Source organism: Streptomyces sp. NPDC001270, assembly GCF_042896695.1.
Classification (GTDB): domain Bacteria; phylum Actinomycetota; class Actinomycetes; order Streptomycetales; family Streptomycetaceae; genus Streptomyces.
Window position 1 is genome coordinate 227,075 of record NZ_JBIAXM010000013.1, and the last position, 16,676, is coordinate 243,750.

The window sequence follows — 16,676 nt, forward strand, 5'->3', positions numbered from 1 at the left end:
CCCAACAGCGAGTGAACGACCTTCTCGTACGGGCCTGCGGCCTTAGGCTGACGGCACCACGACGACCACTCTTTTTGCAAGCAACCGGAGATAACGGTGCAATTCCACGACTCGATGATCAGCCTCGTCGGCAACACCCCGCTGCTGAGGCTCAACAGCGTGACCAGGGGCCTGAGGGCGACCGTCCTGGCCAAGGTCGAGTACTTCAACCCGGGCGGCAGTGTGAAGGACCGCATCGCCCTGCGCATGATCGAGGCCGCCGAGCAGAGCGGGGAGCTCCAGCCCGGGGGCACGATCGTCGAGCCGACCAGCGGGAACACCGGTGTGGGTCTGGCCATCGTGGCCCAGCAGAAGGGCTACCACTGCATCTTCGTGTGCCCGGACAAGGTGAGCACCGACAAGATCAACGTGCTGCGGGCGTACGGCGCCGAAGTGGTCGTCTGCCCGACCGCCGTGGCACCCGAGCACCCGGACTCGTACTACAACGTCTCCGACCGGCTGGTGCGCGAGACGCCCAAGGCGTGGAAGCCGGACCAGTACTCCAACCCCAACAACCCCCTCTCGCACTATCACTCGACCGGGCCCGAGCTGTGGGCGCAGACCGAGGGCCGGATCACCCACTTCGTGGCGGGCGTCGGCACCGGCGGCACCATCTCCGGCACCGGCCGCTATCTGAAGGACGTCAGCGACGGCCGGGTCAAGGTGATCGGCGCCGACCCGGAGGGGTCCGTCTACTCCGGCGGCTCCGGGCGGCCCTACCTGGTCGAGGGCGTCGGTGAGGACTTCTGGCCGACCGCCTACGACCGGACCGTCGCCGACGGGATCGTCGCCGTGTCCGACAAGGACTCCTTCCAGATGACCCGCCGGCTGGCCAAGGAGGAGGGCCTGCTGGTGGGCGGCTCCTGCGGCATGGCGGTGGTGGCGGCGCTGCGGGTCGCCGAGGGCCTCGGTCCCGACGACGTCGTGGTGGTCCTGCTGCCCGACAGCGGGCGCGGCTACCTCAGCAAGATCTTCAACGACGAGTGGATGGCCGACTACGGCTTCCTGGAGGACACCGGTCCCAGCGCCCGCGTCGGCGACGTGCTCAGGGACAAGGTCGGCGGCCACATCCCGTCCCTCGTCCACATGCACCCGGACGAGACCGTCGGACAGGCCATCGACGTGCTGCGCGAGTACGGGGTCTCCCAGATGCCGGTGGTGAAGCCGGGCGCCGGGCACCCCGACGTGATGGCCGCCGAGGTGGTGGGCTCGGTGGTGGAGCGGGAACTGCTCGACGCCCTCTTCAGCAACCGGGCCTCGCTGGAGGACCCGCTGGAGAAGCACATGTGCGCCCCGCTGCCCCAGGTCGGTTCGGGGGAGCCGGTCGCCGACCTGATGTCGGTGCTCGAAGCGGCGGACGCGGCGATCGTCCTGGTCGAGGGCAAGCCGACCGGCGTGGTCAGCCGGCAGGACCTGCTGGCCTTCCTCGCCAGGGGCGGAAAGCAGTAGCGACACCCCGGTGAACGGACCGGGGCGGCGGCGAACTCGCGGTGTCCTGCGCCTTCGGAGCCGTCCCGGAAGGTGTACGAGCGTGTCACGTGCGCGCAGCACCCGCTTAACACGCGTCCGGCACATTGGTGGGTGTCGGCAGGGCGACGGGGGTACCACCTCCCAGGCATGGAGCACTGGGGGAGGCTCTCCGCCCCGGCCGGCGCCCGAACGGCGCCCAGGACCTCCGGAGCGGCTCCCGGACCTCCATGGACGCCATGGACGCGCAAGCCCGGCCCTGACCCGGCCCGCGTCCTTCGCGGGGACCGCCGTCGTCCCGCCCCCCGGCAACGGGGGTGCGGCGGTCCCCGCGCGTTACTTTTCCGCCCTTTGCGCGAACGACCACTGCAGCACCCTCAGCAACGCCCTCAAGGCGAACAAGGCGCCGCAGCCGCGCTGCGCTTCTCTCCCCGGCGCGGGGGTGGGCGCCGGTGCTGTCCGGGCGCTGTGGTTCCGGCGGTTTTCCCGGGCGCCGCGGTCTCGGCGATCTCCTTCCCCCGCGCCGCGGTTCCGGCCGCGGGGACCGGCCCGCGGCCGTCACTCCTCCCAGTCGTCGCCCCCGGAGCGTGCGCCGTGGCGCAGCCGGCCGAACAGACCCGGCGCGGTGCGTGCCGCCTGGACCACGTTGACGCCGACGATGCCCGCCCAGGCCACGATCAGACCGGGCAGATGGGCGACGCCACCGCCGATCGCCGACAGCGGGACCGCGAGCACCAGCGAGACGATGCCGAAGCCGAACCGCTCTCCCCAGGAGTCGGTCGCCTTCGGGGACCGGGAACCGCGCGCCACCTGCAACTGCTGCTCGGCCAGCTGCCTGCGCACCCGCCGCTCCACCGCGCCGTCGATGCGCTGCTCGACCTTCTCCAGGAAGGAATCGACCAGCGCGGACTCGTAGTCCTCGCCGAGTTCCCTGCGCGCGTGCAGGGTGGCGTCGAGTTCCTTCTTCAGGTCGGTGTCCTGCGCTTCCATTCCGGTCATACGGCCACGGTAGGGATCGGGCGGGCCGGTCGCACTGGGGCTAGCCCCCCTTTGCCGCCGGGACGCCCTCCGCCGGAGTGGCCGGGATGTCGGCGCGGTCGGGACGCCGGCGCGGTCGGCGGGCACGCGGCGCCGTGCGCGGGCGGCGCGGACCGCGGACCCGCGGGGCCGCGGGCTCAGCGCCCGGCCTCAGGGGGCAGCCTCACGGCAGCAGTGAGACCACCCCGGTGTCGAGGTCGCAGCGGGCCGCCGCGATGTGCGCCGGGTCGAACGCCGGGTCCGCGCGGATGGCGTCCCGCACCCAGGCGGTGTGGGCGCGCATGGTCTGCTCGGCCCAGTCGCCGGGCGCCGACCGGGTCCGGCGGGCCGCGGGGGTGATCTCGTCGACCAGCAGCCGCAGGTGCCCCGGTACCGGTGCGCCCGTCCGCAGGTGCTCCAGGGTGGCGGCGATGGCACCGCAGCGCTCGTGCCCGAGCACCAGGACCAGCGGGATGTGCAGTTCCTCCACGCCGTACTGCACGGAGGCGAGCACCGCCTCGTCGAGCACCTGGCCGGCGGTCCGTGTGCACAGCAGGTCGCCGAGCCCCTGGTCGAAGACCAGCTCGGGCGGTACGCGGGAGTCGACGCAGCCGACGACCACCGCGATGGGGTGCTGCTCGGCGGCCAGCACCCGGCGCCGTCGTCGGTCCTCGCGCGGGTGGCGGGGACGGCCGGTGGCGTACCGCCGGTTGCCCGCGAGCAGTTCGTCCAGGGCGGTGGGCGCGGTGGGCGTGGTGGGCGGGGGAGGAGACAGGGGGCCGGGCGTGGCCGCCGCCGCTGTCGCGGAGGCGGCGGCCAGCGCGCCGACGGCGGTGGCCGTCAGGAAGGCCCTGCGGTTCGGGACCATGACGCTTCCTCAGAGATCGTGCTTGCAGCGCCTGCTCACGTTATGCATGCGAATGATGACTCTGAGTGGTCGTTTAAGGATCCTTGGCCGACTCGTCGGTGCATCGTCGCCACCGCGATACCGCCTCTTGACCGGTCACCGGCGCGGACGTCCTCCGCCCCGGCGTACGGATCGCGCGGCGCCGCGCGGCGGGCCGGGCCGGGGCGCCGGATCACTTCCGGACCTCCGCCGGACCGTGCCGCCGCGCCCCCTCCGACATCTCCGGCGAGGAGTCCCTTGCCCGGCTGTATAGCATCATGCAGAGTTCTTCGTGTCTGAATATGTTGTCGTGTTGTCGATGTTGTCGATGTTGTCGATGCCTCAGCGGCGGTCCGCGGCAACGGACGGCCGAAGGCCGAGATCGACTGTCCTGGTCTGAGGGGAGTCTGAGCGTGATGTCGTCCCGGATCGTCGATGTGCCGGGGGCCGTGCACAGCGGCCTGGTGATTCTCGACGGGGTCGGCCTCGGTGTCGACGACGTCGTACGCCTCGCCGACGGGACCGCGCGGCCCGTCCCCGGGACCGACGCGATGCGGCGCGCGGAGGAGTCCTGGAACGCGGCCCGGAAGATCGCCGCCACCGGACGCGTCTACGGCCGCTCTACCGGCGTGGGCGCCAACCGCACCGAGGACGTGCCCACCGAGACCGCCGCCGGTCACGGCCTGCGCCTGCTGCGCAGCCACGCGGGCGCCATCGGTGACGAACTCCCGGCCCGGCAGGTACGGGCGATGCTCGCCGTCCGCGCCAATCAACTGCTGGCCGGCGGCGCCGGACTGCGGCCCGGTGTCGTCACCGCGCTGTGCGAGGCGCTGGAGAACGGTGCCCACCCGGTCGTCAACGAGTTCGGTTCGGTCGGCACCGGCGACATAGCGGCGCTCGCCCAGCTCGGTCTCGCCCTGGCCGGGGAGCATCCCTGGCGGGGGTCGGGCGCCCCGGCGCCCCAGCCCCTCGACAACAACGACGCCCTCGCCCTGATCAGCAGCAACGCGCTCACCCTGGGACAGTCTGCGCTCGCCCTGCACGAACTGCGCGGCCTCATCGCCGCCACCCAGGTCGTCGCCGCGCTCTCCCTGCTCGCGGTCGACGGCTCGCACGAGGCGTACGCCGCCCCCGTGCACGCCGCCCGTCCGCACCGCGGCAGCGTCGAGGTCGCCCGCCGGATGCGGGAGCTGATCGGGGCCGCCGACCGGCCGACACCGCCGCTCGGCCGCATCCAGGACCCGTACGGCTTCCGCTGCCTGCCCCAGATACACGGGCCCGCGCACGACGCGGCGGACTCGCTGGAGGCGGTCCTCGACGTCGAGTTCAACGCCGCCGCCGAGAACCCGTTCATCTCGCCCGCCGACCTGACCGCCTATCACCACGGCGGCTTCTACCAGGCCCAACTCGTCCTCGCCCTGGACCAGTTCAGGCTGGCCCTCACCCAGGTCGCCCGGCTCTCCACCTCCCGGCTGTCCACCCTCAACGAGCCCGCCTACACCCGGCTGCGCCCCTTCCTCGCCGACCCCGAGCCGGCCTCCTCCGGAGTGATGATCCTGGAGTACGCCGCCGGGGCCGCCCTCGGCGATCTGCGGGCCTTCTCCGCACCCGCGTCACTCGGCCACGCTGTACTCTCCCGAGGCGTCGAGGAACAGGCCAGTTTCGCCTCGCTCGCCGCGCGCCAGACACTGCGCGCCTGCCGTGCGTACCGTCTGGTGGTGGGCTGTGAACTCGTCGCCGCCGTACGGGCGTTGCGTCAGCGCGGCCTCAGGCCCGATCCGGACCTGCCGGTGGGCCGGGCGCTGGCGCTCGCCGAACCGGTGCTCGACGAGGACCCGGCCGACCGGCCGCTCACGGACGACGTGACGGCGGCGGCCGGCCTGCTCGACCGGTTGACGGACATCTGGAGGGGGAAGGCGTGATGAGCGTGACCGACAGCCCTGCGACCCGTTTGCAGACGCTCTTCGAGGGACACCGGCTCACGCCGACCCAGCGGCGCATCGCGCACAGCATGGTGCGGCGGGCCGCCGACGTGCCGTTCCTGTCCAGCGTGGAGCTGGCCGAACTGGCCGGGGTCAGCCAGCCGTCGGTGACCCGCTTCGCCGTCGCCCTCGGCTTCGACGGCTACCCGGCCCTGCGCAGGCACCTGCGGGACGTCGTGCCCGCCGAACCGGCCGTGGACGCGGCGTCGTCCAACGAGTACCAGCAGGCCGTGGAGGCCGAGATCGAGAACCTCCGGCATCTGGCGGAGGTGCTGGCCGACCCGCGGCCGGTGCAGCAGGCGGGCCGGACCCTGGCCGCCTCCCGGCCGCTGCTGGTGCTGGGGCTGCGCGCCGCCGCCTCGCAGGCGTACGGATTCGCGTACTTCGCCGCCAAGGTGCACCCGGACGTACGGCTCCTCAACGAGGGCGGCTCCATGATCCACGACCGGATCGACGCGGCCGTCCGGGCGGGGGCGAGCGCGCTGCTGTGCTTCGCGCTGCCGCGGCACCCGCGGGAGGTCGTCGACACCCTGGCGCATGCCAAGGAGGCCGGGCTGACCGTGGTCACCGTCGCCGACTCGGCGTTCGCGCCCGTCGCACGCCACTCCGACCTGCTGCTGCCCGCCGCCGTCGGCACCGGGCTCGCCTTCGACACCGTGTGCGCGCCGATGCTGCTGGGGCGGGTGCTGCTGGAAGCGATGTGCGACGACCTGCCGGACGCGCAGGCACGGCTGGAGGAGTTCGACACCAGGGCCGCGGCGCGCGGGCTGTTCGTGGAGTGAGCCGGGGGTGGTGACGGGGGACGGTGACCAGGGACGGTGACCAGGGGTGGTGACCGGCGGCGGGGCCGTCGGGGTGGTGCGGCGCGAGGTGACCGGGCGGGGCCCGCCGTTGAGGTGGTGCGGCGCGGGGTGACCGGGCGCTCTCAGACTTGTCTCACGTTGCGGCGTTAACGTGCCTGCTCGCAGTCGAAGGAGCCGGGCACGGGAGGTCGGACGTGGCACGCGGAGGACGCGGAGGACAGGGACTGGCCCGGGTGGCCGTCGTCATGCGGGCCGGAGCGGCGCCGCTGTGGTGGCTCGGGGTGTTCGCGGCGGGCATCGGAGTGTTCCTGCCCGGGATGACAGGACGCAGGATCGGCGTCATGGGCGGGGCCGCGCTGTTCATCGTCGGCGCCGCCGTCGTGGCCGGCACCCGGCGGCGGCGCTACACGGCCCTCGCCGGTGCCGCGGCCCGCGCGGGCAAGCACGATGTGCTCCAGGACCGGGCGGTGACGGTCCGCAACTGGCGCCGCGGCCACCGCTGGTGGCTGCTGCTCGCCTTCGTCGTCGCGCTCGGCAGCTCGCTCGCCGTGCCCGCCGCGGGCGGCATGCTGCTGGCCGGTACCGGCACCGGGCTGCGGCTCAAGGCCGCCTGGCTCGGACGGCGCGAGCGGGCCGGGGACGCGCTGCTGTGGGTGCGCGTCGACTGGCTCGACCGGCGCGCCGGCCGTCCGGCGGGGAAGGCGGTCCGGGCCTACCGCGGCACGGGCATCGCGGCGGGCGACGCGGCCCCGGGCGGATCCCGCCGCCACACCGCGGCACTCGTCTGACCCCGGCGAGGACGGCCGGGCGGGGAGGGACGGGCCCAGGTACGGGCCGGGCGCGAGCGGGGGCACGACCGAGGGCGGGGGCACGAGCGGCGGCGGGGGCACGGGCGAGGACGGTGGCTCGGATGCCGGCCCCGTACCGGGCCGGCCCGGTGAGACGGCGGCCGACGCCGCCCGCCCGGTGGCCGGTCCGGGCCGGTTCCCTCGGACCGTCGGTCCGGGAAGCTGGAACTCCGGGATGCCGGGCTTCCGGGCGAGGGGCGGCGGCGTGGGCACGGTGTGCGGCAGGGCGGGCCGGCCGTCCCACCCCGGGCCGTGTCAGGGGCGCTCGGGCGGCCGGAGGCCGGTGAGCGCGGCGGCGTGCGCCCCGCCGGATTCGGCCACGACCTCCTCGACCGTCTGCGGCGAACGCACCGTCGCGAAGGCCACCCCGTCCACCCCGTCCGGGCCGTCCGCCACGAAGCCGTACACCCCGGGCCGGGTCAGGGAGTTGTACGAGTAGTGGTGGGCGAAGTAGTACGCCCCCGTGTCCAGCGCCGCCGCGTAGTCCCCCTGGTCGAGCGGGGGCAGCGTGCGGCCCTCGGCCAGCAGGTCGCCGGAGAAGCAGGCCGGTCCCGCCACGTCCTGCACCACCCCGGGCCCGGACTTGGGCCGCCCCCCGGCGTCGTAGGAGGCGATCCTGAGCGGCCACGCCGCCGGCGCGTAGACCGTGCGCGTCGCCACCTGTACGCCCGCGTGCGTCACCGCGACCCGCCGTCCGCCGGCGTTCTTGGCGTACTCCACCCGCGCCACCACGGTGCCGTGCTTGGCCAGCAGGGACCGCCCGAACTCGGTGACCAGCCCGTACCGCCCGTCGAACAGCCCCGGCACGGCCTCCCGCAGCACGCGCGCGTACTGCGCGTACGTCGGCGTCATCGCGTCCGAGTCGAAGTTCACCGGCAGACCGCCGCCGATGTCGACGGTGTCGATCTGCCGCCGCCCGACCCGCGCGTTGATCTCCTCGGCGAGCGCGTACGTCTCCGCCACGCCCCGCGTCAGCAGCGCCAGCGGAATGCCCTGCGAGCCGGTGTGCGCATGCAGCCGGGTCAGCCACGGACGGTCCAGGAAGGCCCGTATGACCCACTCCCGCGCGCCCTCGTCGCGCAGTGCCACCCCGAACTTCGACGTCGCCGTCGCCGTCGAGGTGGCCCCGATGGAACCCCCGCCGATCTGCGGATTGACCCGGATGCCCACCGGGGATCCGACCGGGGCCGCGGGGCCTTGGGCGCCGTTCGGGCCGTGCGGGTGCACGAGGGCGTCGATACGGTCCAGCTCCTGCGGATTGTCCGCGTTGACCGCGATGCCCAGCGCCAGCGCCTCACGCAGCTCGTCCGGGGTCTTGGCGGGCGAGTCGAGCACGATGCGCCGGGGCGGCACCCCGGCCGTCCGCGCCAGCGCCAGCTCGCCCGGACTGGCCACCTCCGCGCCGATACCCTCGCCGTCCAGCAGCCGCACCACCGCGACCAGCGGGGTCGCCTTCACGGCGAAGGCGTGCAGCACCGGCGTCCCGGGGGCCACCACCGCGTCGAACGCCGCCCGCAGCGCGGCCGCCGAGTCCCGGATGCCGGTGACGTCCAGCAGCCCGACGACGGGGGCCGCGGGCCCGACCAGCCCTTGCGCCACGGCGGCCCGCACCGCCCGGTCCCGCCGGGCGGCCCGCTCGGCACCGTCCCGCCCGGCACCGTCCCTCTGCGGATCGTCCCCGTACCGCCCGTCCCCGAGCTCCTCGCCGTACGTGCCCTCGCGGGTCCCGCCGGACGCCCCGCCCGCGTGTCTGTCCTCGCCGGTGTCCACGGCGCCCACCGTCCAGTCGTTGCCTGAGCTCATGCATCCAGCCAAACATCCGCGACGCGCCCGTGGCGGCCCGCCCCTGTATTGACTAGCTCTATTCATCAGGCAAGGATGTGAATAGAGGTGTTAACAGGCAGTAGGAACCCGCCGGGACCAACCCGCTAGGAGGCAGACCATGTCAGGACCTCGCGCCGTACGAGCGCCGCGCGGCACGGAACTGAGCGCCCTGGGATGGCAGCAGGAGGCCGCCCTGCGGATGCTGCAGAACAACCTGGACCCCGAGGTCGCCGAGCACCCCGACAAGCTCGTCGTCTACGGCGGCACCGGCAAGGCCGCCCGCGACTGGCGCTCCTTCGACGCTATGGTCCGCACCCTGAGGACCCTCAAGCAGGACGAGACCATGCTGGTCCAGTCCGGCCGGCCGGTCGGCGTCATGCAGACCCACGAGTGGGCCCCGCGCGTCCTGATCGCCAACTCCAACCTCGTCGGCGACTGGGCCAACTGGGAGGAGTTCCGCCGCCTGGAGGCCCTCGGTCTGACCATGTACGGGCAGATGACCGCCGGTTCCTGGATCTACATCGGCACCCAGGGCATCCTCCAGGGCACCTACGAGACCTTCGCCGCGGTCGCCGCGAAGAAGTTCGGCGGCAGCCTCGCCGGGACGATCACCCTGACCGCGGGGCTCGGCGGCATGGGCGGCGCCCAGCCGCTCGCCGTCACCATGAACGACGGCGTCGCGATCTGCGTCGACTGCGACCCGCGCGCCATCGAACGCCGCATCGAGCACCGCTACCTCGACGTCCGGGCCGACTCCCTCGACCACGCCCTGCGGCTGGCCGTCGAGGCGCGCGACGCCCGCCGCCCGCTGTCCATCGGCGTCCTCGGCAACGCGGCCGAACTGGTCCCGCAGCTGCTCGCGATGAACGCCCCCATCGACATCGTCACCGACCAGACCTCGGCCCACGACCCGCTGGCGTACCTGCCGCTCGGCGTCGCCTTCGAGGACATGGCCTCCGCCGCCGCCAAGGACCCGGCCGGTTTCACCACCCTCGCCCGCGAGTCCATGGCCCGGCACGTGGAGGCCATGGTCGGCTTCCAGGACGCGGGCGCCGAGGTCTTCGACTACGGCAACTCGATCCGCGGCGAGGCCCAACTCGCGGGCTACGAGCGGGCGTTCGCCTTCCCCGGCTTCGTCCCCGCGTATATCCGCCCGCTGTTCTGCGAGGGCAAGGGACCCTTCCGGTGGGCGGCCCTGTCGGGCGAGGCGTCCGACATCGCCAAGACCGACAAGGCGATCCTGGAGCTGTTCCCCGAGAACGAGTCCCTGGCCCGCTGGATCAAACTGGCCGGTGAGCGCGTCCACTTCCAGGGCCTGCCCGCCCGGATCTGCTGGCTCGGCTACGGCGAGCGCGACAAGGCCGGTGAACGCTTCAACGACATGGTGGCGTCCGGAGAACTGGCGGCCCCCCTCGCCATCGGCCGCGACCACCTCGACTGCGGCTCCGTCGCCTCTCCGTACCGCGAGACGGAGGCCATGCTCGACGGCTCCGACGCTATTGCCGACTGGCCGCTGCTGAACGCCATGGTCAACGTGGCCTCCGGCGCCTCCTGGGTCTCCATCCACCACGGCGGCGGCGTCGGCATGGGCCGCTCCCTCCACGCCGGCCAGGTGACGGTGGCCGACGGCACGAAGCTCGGCGGCGAGAAGATCCGCCGGGTGCTCACCAACGACCCGGGCATGGGCGTCATCCGGCACGTGGACGCGGGCTACGACAGCGCGGAGTCGGTGGCGGGCGAGCGCGGGGTACGGGTGCCGATGCGCGAGGGTGACGACGCGTGAGCCGGGATCCGGGCGGGCACGGCGGCTCTCCTGCGGGGGCCGATGCCCCGTCGTCGGCCGCGGGTCCGGCGGCGGCGTCGCTGGCCGCGGGCTCGGCGCCTTCGTCGTCGGCCAGGGGCTCGGCCGTGCCCACCCTCCGCCGAGAAGCTCCGGCCGGCCCGGATTCAGGGGGGACATCGACATTCGCCCCTCGCGAGACGACCACGCCCTCCTTCCAGGAGATGTGGGCCGAGCTGCTGCCCATCGGGCGGCACCCCGGCACCGGCGGCTATCGCCGCCACGCCTGGACCGCGGCCGACGCCGAGTGCCGGGCCTGGTTCCGTGCGCAGGCCGAGACCCGCGGGCTCACCCACGAGGTCGACCGGAACGGCAACCAGTGGGCCTGGCTGGGCGACCCGGCCGCGTCGGACGCCGTGGTCACCGGCTCCCACCTCGACTCCGTGCCCGACGGCGGCGCCTTCGACGGGCCGCTCGGTGTGGTGTCCGCGTTCGCCGCCCTCGACGAACTGCGCCGCAGGGGAACGCGATTCACCAGGCCGCTCGCCATCGTGAACTTCGGCGACGAGGAGGGCGCCCGGTTCGGGCTCGCCTGCGTCGGCTCGCGGCTGACCGCCGGACAGCTCACCGTCGAGCAGGCGCACCGGCTGACCGACGGCGACGGCATCACCCTGCCCCGGGCCATGGAGGCCGCCGGACACGACCCCGACGCCATCGGCCCGGACCACGAGCGGCTGGCCCGGATCGGCGCGTTCGTCGAACTCCACGTCGAGCAGGGCCGGGCGCTCGACCTGTCCGGTGACCCGGTCGGCCTGGCCAGTGCCATCTGGCCGCACGGGCGGTGGCGGTTCGACTTCCGCGGCGAGGCCAACCACGCCGGCACCACCCGGCTGGCGGACCGGCGGGACCCGATGCTGCCGTACGCCGAGACCGTGCTCGCCGCCCGCCGCGAGGCACGGCTGGCCGGCGCCGTCGCCACCTTCGGCAAGATTGCCGTCGAGCCGAACGGGGTCAACGCCATCCCCTCCCTGGTGAGCGGCTGGCTCGACTCCCGTGCCGCCGACCAGACGGCCCTCGACACGGTCGTCACGGGCGTGGAGCGGGCCGCCCGCGACCACGCCGCCGCGCACGGCGTCGACTTCGACATCGTCCGCGAGTCCTTCACGCCCGTCGTCGAGTTCGACCACGCCCTGCGCGACGAACTCGCCCGCATCCTCGGCACGGAGACGGAACTGAAGGTGCCGGTCCTCGGCACCGGCGCCGGACACGACGCGGGAATCCTGTCCGGGAGCGTCCCGACCGCCATGCTGTTCGTGCGCAATCCCACCGGCGTCTCGCACTCCCCGGCCGAGTCCGCCACCGAGGACGACTGCACGGCCGGGGTGACCGCGCTCGCCGACGTACTGGAAGGGCTGGTCCGCAGGTGACGCCGACGCAGCAACCGCAGTCCGGGCAGACCCACCACCCCCGGACGTACTGGCTGGAGCACGCCTGGCTCGACACCCACGTCGAGCCGGGCGTGGCCGTGGACGTGCGGGACGGGCGGATCGCCGCCGTCCGCACCGGCGTCCCCACCCCGCCGTCCGGCGCCGAGATCCTGCGCGGCCTCACCCTCCCCGGCCTGGCCAACGCCCACAGCCACGCCTTCCACCGCGCCCTGCGCGGCACCGTCCAGGTGGGCTCCGGCACCTTCTGGACCTGGCGCGAGGTCATGTACTCCGTCGCCGACAAGCTGACCCCGGACACCTACCACGCGCTGGCCCGCGCCGTGTACGCGGAGATGGTGCTGGCGGGCGTCACCGCGGTCGGCGAGTTCCACTACGTGCACCACGCACCCGGCGGCACCCGCTACGCCGACCCGAACGCCATGGGCGAAGCGCTCATCGCCGCCGCCGCCGAAGCCGGGATCCGCATCACCCTCCTCGACACCTGCTACCTCTCCGCCGGCTTCGGCAGCCCGCCCGACACCCACCAGCGCCGCTTCTCCGACGGCACCGCCGAAGCCTGGGCCGCACGCTGTTCAGTTCTCAAGGAGCGGGATCACGCACGGATCGGAGCCGCCGTCCACTCCGTACGGGCCGTGCCCGCGGGGCAGTTGGCGACGGTGGCGCGCTGGGCGGAGGAGCGGCGGGCCCCGCTCCACGTGCACCTGTCCGAGCAGACCGCCGAGAACGAGGCCAGCCTCCAGGCACACGGCTGCACCCCCACCCGGCTCCTCGCCGACCACGGCGTCCTCGGCCCGCGCACCACCGGCGTGCACAACACCCATGTCACCGCCGAGGACATCGCCCTGCTCGGCGGCTCCGGCACCGGCACCTGCATGTGCCCGACGACCGAGCGGGACCTGGCGGACGGCATCGGCCCCGCGGCGGCCCTGCAACGCGCGGGCTCCCCGCTCAGCCTCGGCTCCGACAGCCACGCCGTCGTCGACCTGCTCGAAGAGGCGCGCGCCATGGAGCTGAACGAGCGCCTGCGCACCCGTACCCGGGGCCACTGGACGGCCGCCGCCCTGCTGCGGGCCGCCACCGCCGACGGGCACGCCGCGCTCGGCTGGGACGAGGCGGGCACCATCGAGGCCGGCGCGCTCGCCGACCTCACGACGATCGCGCTCGACTCGGTCAGGACCGCGGGGCCGCTGCCCAGACTCGGTGCCGAGACCGCCGTATTCGCCGGGAGCGCGGCGGATGTGCGGCACACGGTCGTCGCGGGACGGCACGTCGTGCGCGACGGGGCGCACACGCTCGTCCCCGATGTCCCGCGGGCGCTGGCGGCGGCGGTGGAAGCGCTGCGCGCCTGACGCCCCCGCCCCGCTCGCCCCGTCCGCTCGCCGACCGGACAACTGCCAAGGACGCCGCCGAGGACCTTCTGAAGACCCCCGCCGAGGACCATCTGCAGGCCGCCCCCGCCGAGGACCTTCTCCAGGACCCCGCCCAGGACCCCACCAAGGACGCCATGAGCAGCACCGTCATCACCGACATCGCCACGCTGGTCACCAACGACCCCTCCCTCGGACGGGGATCCCCCCTCGGTCTGGTCCAGGACGCGGCCGTCGTCATCGACGGCGACCGGGTCGTCTGGACCGGTGAATCCAGCAAAGCACCCGCCACTGACAATCGGGTCTCCGCCGACGGCCGGACGGTGCTGCCGGGCTTCGTCGACTCCCACTCGCACCTGGTCTTCGCGGGCGACCGCACCGCCGAGTTCAACGCCCGCATGTCCGGCCGCCCCTACCAGGCGGGCGGCATCCGCACCACGGTGGCGGCCACCCGTGCCGCCACGGACGGGGAACTGGAGGCGAACCTCACCCGTTACCTGTCCGAGGCGCTGCGGCAGGGCACGACGACGTTCGAGACGAAGTCCGGGTACGGCCTGACGGTCGCCGACGAGGCACGGGCGCTGCGCATCGCCGCCGCCCACACCGACGAGGTCACCTACCTCGGCGCGCACATCGTGCCGCCGGACCACGCCGCCGACCCGGCCGGATATGTCGCGCTGGTCACCGGCGAGATGCTGGACGCCTGCGCGCCGTACGCCCGGTGGATCGACGTCTTCTGCGAGCAGGGCGCCTTCGACGGCGACCAGGCCCGGGCGATCCTCACCGCGGGCCGGGCGAAGGGGCTGCACCCGCGCATCCACGCGAACCAGCTCTCGTACGGCCCCGGCGTCCGGCTGGCCGTCGAGCTGGACGCGGCGAGCGCGGACCACTGCACCCACCTCACGGACGCGGACGTCGACGCCCTCGCGAGCGGCCGTACGGTCGCCACGCTGCTGCCCGGCGCCGAGTTCTCCACGCGCGCCGAGTGGCCCGACGCCCGCCGGCTGCTGGACGCGGGCGTCACGGTGGCGCTGTCCACGGACTGCAACCCCGGTTCGTCCTTCACGTCCTCGGTGCCCTTCTGTGTCGCGCTGGCCGTGCGGGACATGGGCATGACCCCCGATGAGGCGGTGTGGTCGGCGACGGCGGGCGGTGCCGCGGCGCTGCGCCGCACCGACATCGGCCGCCTCACTTCCGGCGCCTACGCCGACCTGCTCCTCCTGGACGCCCCGAGCCATGTGCACCTGGCCTACCGGCCGGGCGTACCCCTGGTCACCGGGGTGTGGCGGCGCGGCACCCGGGTCCGCTGAACCGGCACCCGGCCGCGGGCCCCGGAGCCGTCCGGTGCCCCCACACACACCAGAAGGCCGGCACGTCCTCGTCGACGTACCGGCCGGCGGGGCGCCCGCAGGGGGCGGGAAGGCTGCCGGGAACAGGTGTTACTTCGGGTAACCCGAGAGGCGTTCGGGCCGTCCGGGCTCCGCCGGGGAGCCGGGGCCCGTGGAAGCCGGGCTCATTCCTCCACGGTCAGGCCGTCGCGCAGCCGGCCGAGCGTCCGCGACAGCAGCCGCGACACGTGCATCTGCGAGATGCCGAGTTCCTCGCCGATCTCCGACTGGGTCAGTCCGGCGACGAAGCGGAGGGAGAGGATCCTGCGGTCCCGTGACGGGAGTTCGGCGATGAGCGGCTTCAGCGACTCGACGTACTCGATGCCTTCAAGACCGTGGTCCTCGTAGCCGATGCGGGCCGCGAGCGCGCCCTCGGCGTCGTCCTCCTCCGGCTGGGCGTCCAGGGAGGAAGCGGTGTACGCGTTCGAGGCCGCCATGCCCTCGACCACCTCGTCACCGGAGATGCCGAGCCGGTCGGCGAGTTCGCCCACCGTCGGCGAGCGGTCCAGTTGCTGGGCCAGGTCGTCGCTCGCCCTGGCCAGGTCGAGGCGCAGCTCCTGGAGCCGGCGCGGCACTCGCACGGACCACGAGGTGTCGCGGAAGAAGCGCTTGATCTCGCCGATGATGGTCGGCATCGCGAAGGTCGGGAACTCGACGCCGCGGGACAGTTCGAAGCGGTCGATCGCCTTGATCAGGCCGATCGTGCCGACCTGGACGATGTCCTCCATCGGCTCGCTGCGGGAGCGGAAGCGGGAGGCGGCGAACTTGACCAGCGCGAGGTTCAGCTCGACGAGCGTGTTGCGCACGTACGCGTGCTCGTGGGTGCCTTCCTCCAGCGACTCCAGCCGCTCGAAGAGGGTCTTGGACAGGGCCCGCGCGTCGACGGGGCCGATCTCGTCGTACGGGGGGATCTCGGGGAGCCCCGCGATGGGATCCAGCTGTTCCGGTGGGGGTGTCGACGTCGCGGTCGGGGTATGCGATGCGTCGAGCCGGGGTGACATGGTGTCCTCCATCGTTCTCGGCATTGGGCTGCCGAAGCCATGCGTGCACTGCGGTGTGCGGCGCCTCCAAAGCCGGCCGAGTCGGTTTGTGTGTCCTCTTAGCCCTACCCGCTTCACCGAGCCCGTGGCAAGTGTCATTTGTTGCCATATGTCCGATTGTGTGCGGTTGTTCGGGTGTCGGAGCGCGTACGGAAGGCGTAGTGTTCGAGGTCACCGTACGAGCCCCGGAAGTACCTGTGCAGAGCGTGAGTGGGCATCGGCGGAGCGTTCAGTCAGCAGCCACGACCTCGGGAGACAGACGGCATGGACCGCGGGACGGTCGGCAGCGCACAGTCGGGCCGGCTTCTGGTGGAGGTGCGGGAAGAGGGCTCCAGCGCGGTGGTGGCCGCGGCAGGTGAGTTGGATCACCACACCGCCGATCTGCTGCGCGAACCGCTCGACGATCTTCACGACAAAGGGTTCTCGCGACTCGTCGTGGACTGCTCACGGCTGGAGTTCTGCGACTCCACGGGACTCAACGTGCTGCTCGGCGCCCGCCTCAAGGCGGAGGCCGCCGGGGGTGGGGTGCATCTCGCGGCCATGCAGCCGGTGGTCGCCAGGGTGTTCGAGATCACCGGGGCGGAGGCGGTCTTCACCGTGCATGACTCCGTCGAGGCGGCCCTGGCCGACGAGACCGGCTGAGCCCTGCCGCGGGGGTTCCGGGCCGTCCCGGATCGGGGGGTGTTTCACCCGGTCAGCCGGGCAGGAGAGATGCTGGACCGGTCGGCCCCGGGGGTATACGGAACCGACGAACCGCCTGCGTACGACTTTGTATCGACGGGTGCCG

At 73.4% G+C, this 16,676-nt stretch carries 13 protein-coding genes; 9 read left to right on the top strand and 4 right to left on the bottom strand.

Translation table 11 applies throughout. The features are described from left to right. The first annotated feature begins 96 nt into the window (after positions 1-96). On the top strand, positions 97-1,488 hold the full coding sequence (locus ACFY2B_RS23355) for a cystathionine beta-synthase (protein WP_390765014.1): 1,392 nt from the start codon (positions 97-99) through the stop codon (positions 1,486-1,488). A gap of 576 nt (positions 1,489-2,064) precedes the next feature. Here ACFY2B_RS23355 and ACFY2B_RS23360 read toward each other — a convergent pair. Both ACFY2B_RS23360 and ACFY2B_RS23365 read right to left on the bottom strand, forming a co-directional pair. Further along, positions 2,065-2,496: a hypothetical protein gene (locus ACFY2B_RS23360; RefSeq protein ID WP_390765051.1), complete on the bottom strand. Its 432-nt coding sequence runs from the start codon at positions 2,494-2,496 to the stop codon at positions 2,065-2,067. Positions 2,497-2,707: 211 nt separating this feature from the next. Continuing rightward, on the bottom strand, positions 2,708-3,391 hold the full coding sequence (locus tag ACFY2B_RS23365; RefSeq protein WP_390765015.1) for a carbonic anhydrase: 684 nt from the start codon (positions 3,389-3,391) through the stop codon (positions 2,708-2,710). Between the two features lie 434 nt (positions 3,392-3,825). Between ACFY2B_RS23365 and ACFY2B_RS23370 the strand changes: the two genes are divergently transcribed. The 3 genes from ACFY2B_RS23370 to ACFY2B_RS23380 all read left to right on the top strand — a co-directional run bounded on the left by ACFY2B_RS23370 (position 3,826) and on the right by ACFY2B_RS23380 (position 6,982). Further along, the gene (locus ACFY2B_RS23370; RefSeq protein WP_390765016.1) at positions 3,826-5,331 is read left to right on the top strand and encodes an aromatic amino acid ammonia-lyase; all 1,506 of its coding nucleotides are present in this window, start codon (positions 3,826-3,828) and stop codon (positions 5,329-5,331) included. Then, entirely contained in the window at positions 5,331-6,173 is an 843-nt protein-coding gene (locus ACFY2B_RS23375; protein ID WP_390765017.1) for a MurR/RpiR family transcriptional regulator, read from the top strand. Before ACFY2B_RS23370 ends, ACFY2B_RS23375 begins: the two co-directional genes overlap by 1 nt. A gap of 215 nt (positions 6,174-6,388) precedes the next feature. Continuing rightward, the gene (locus ACFY2B_RS23380; RefSeq protein ID WP_390765018.1) at positions 6,389-6,982 is read left to right on the top strand and encodes a hypothetical protein; all 594 of its coding nucleotides are present in this window, start codon (positions 6,389-6,391) and stop codon (positions 6,980-6,982) included. A gap of 315 nt (positions 6,983-7,297) precedes the next feature. On the opposite strand, the gene ACFY2B_RS23385 is transcribed toward ACFY2B_RS23380, so the two are convergent. Continuing rightward, positions 7,298-8,845 carry a diaminopimelate decarboxylase gene (locus ACFY2B_RS23385; RefSeq protein WP_390765019.1) on the bottom strand — a complete coding sequence of 516 codons (1,548 nt, stop codon included), beginning with the start codon at positions 8,843-8,845 and terminating at the stop codon, positions 7,298-7,300. 139 nt (positions 8,846-8,984) lie between these two features. Here ACFY2B_RS23385 and hutU point away from each other — a divergent pair, with 139 nt between their 5' ends. From hutU to hutI, 4 genes are all read left to right on the top strand, one after another. Next, positions 8,985-10,649 carry a urocanate hydratase gene (hutU, locus tag ACFY2B_RS23390; RefSeq protein ID WP_390765020.1) on the top strand — a complete coding sequence of 555 codons (1,665 nt, stop codon included), beginning with the start codon at positions 8,985-8,987 and terminating at the stop codon, positions 10,647-10,649. 221 nt (positions 10,650-10,870) lie between these two features. After that, positions 10,871-12,073, top strand: a complete 1,203-nt coding sequence (locus ACFY2B_RS23395; protein WP_390765021.1) for an allantoate amidohydrolase — start codon at positions 10,871-10,873, stop codon at positions 12,071-12,073. After that, on the top strand, positions 12,070-13,443 hold the full coding sequence (locus ACFY2B_RS23400) for a formimidoylglutamate deiminase (protein WP_390765022.1): 1,374 nt from the start codon (positions 12,070-12,072) through the stop codon (positions 13,441-13,443). Before ACFY2B_RS23395 ends, ACFY2B_RS23400 begins: the two co-directional genes overlap by 4 nt. 155 nt (positions 13,444-13,598) lie before the next feature. Beyond that, positions 13,599-14,771 carry an imidazolonepropionase gene (hutI, locus tag ACFY2B_RS23405; protein WP_390765023.1) on the top strand — a complete coding sequence of 391 codons (1,173 nt, stop codon included), beginning with the start codon at positions 13,599-13,601 and terminating at the stop codon, positions 14,769-14,771. A gap of 203 nt (positions 14,772-14,974) precedes the next feature. Here the strand turns inward: hutI and ACFY2B_RS23410 are convergent, their stop codons facing one another. Then, entirely contained in the window at positions 14,975-15,850 is an 876-nt protein-coding gene (locus ACFY2B_RS23410; protein WP_390765024.1) for an RNA polymerase sigma factor SigF, read from the bottom strand. Between the two features lie 303 nt (positions 15,851-16,153). Here ACFY2B_RS23410 and ACFY2B_RS23415 point away from each other — a divergent pair, with 303 nt between their 5' ends. Then, positions 16,154-16,531, top strand: a complete 378-nt coding sequence (locus ACFY2B_RS23415) for an STAS domain-containing protein (RefSeq protein ID WP_376537360.1) — start codon at positions 16,154-16,156, stop codon at positions 16,529-16,531. Positions 16,532-16,676: the final 145 nt, after the last annotated feature.

What these genes read in the sequence shown, in the direction of transcription:
- ACFY2B_RS23360 (WP_390765051.1), bottom strand. Translation starts at nt 2,496, where the DNA reads ATGGAAGCGCAGGACACCGACCTGAAGAAGGAACTCGACGCCACCCTG.
- ACFY2B_RS23365 (WP_390765015.1), bottom strand. Translation starts at nt 3,391, where the DNA reads ATGGTCCCGAACCGCAGGGCCTTCCTGACGGCCACCGCCGTCGGCGCG.
- ACFY2B_RS23370 (WP_390765016.1), top strand. Translation starts at nt 3,826, where the DNA reads ATGTCGTCCCGGATCGTCGATGTGCCGGGGGCCGTGCACAGCGGCCTG.
- ACFY2B_RS23375 (WP_390765017.1), top strand. Translation starts at nt 5,331, where the DNA reads ATGAGCGTGACCGACAGCCCTGCGACCCGTTTGCAGACGCTCTTCGAG.
- ACFY2B_RS23385 (WP_390765019.1), bottom strand. Translation starts at nt 8,845, where the DNA reads ATGAGCTCAGGCAACGACTGGACGGTGGGCGCCGTGGACACCGGCGAG.
- hutU (WP_390765020.1), top strand. Translation starts at nt 8,985, where the DNA reads ATGTCAGGACCTCGCGCCGTACGAGCGCCGCGCGGCACGGAACTGAGC.
- ACFY2B_RS23395 (WP_390765021.1), top strand. Translation starts at nt 10,871, where the DNA reads ATGTGGGCCGAGCTGCTGCCCATCGGGCGGCACCCCGGCACCGGCGGC.
- hutI (WP_390765023.1), top strand. Translation starts at nt 13,599, where the DNA reads ATGAGCAGCACCGTCATCACCGACATCGCCACGCTGGTCACCAACGAC.
- ACFY2B_RS23410 (WP_390765024.1), bottom strand. Translation starts at nt 15,850, where the DNA reads ATGTCACCCCGGCTCGACGCATCGCATACCCCGACCGCGACGTCGACA.
- ACFY2B_RS23415 (WP_376537360.1), top strand. Translation starts at nt 16,154, where the DNA reads ATGGACCGCGGGACGGTCGGCAGCGCACAGTCGGGCCGGCTTCTGGTG.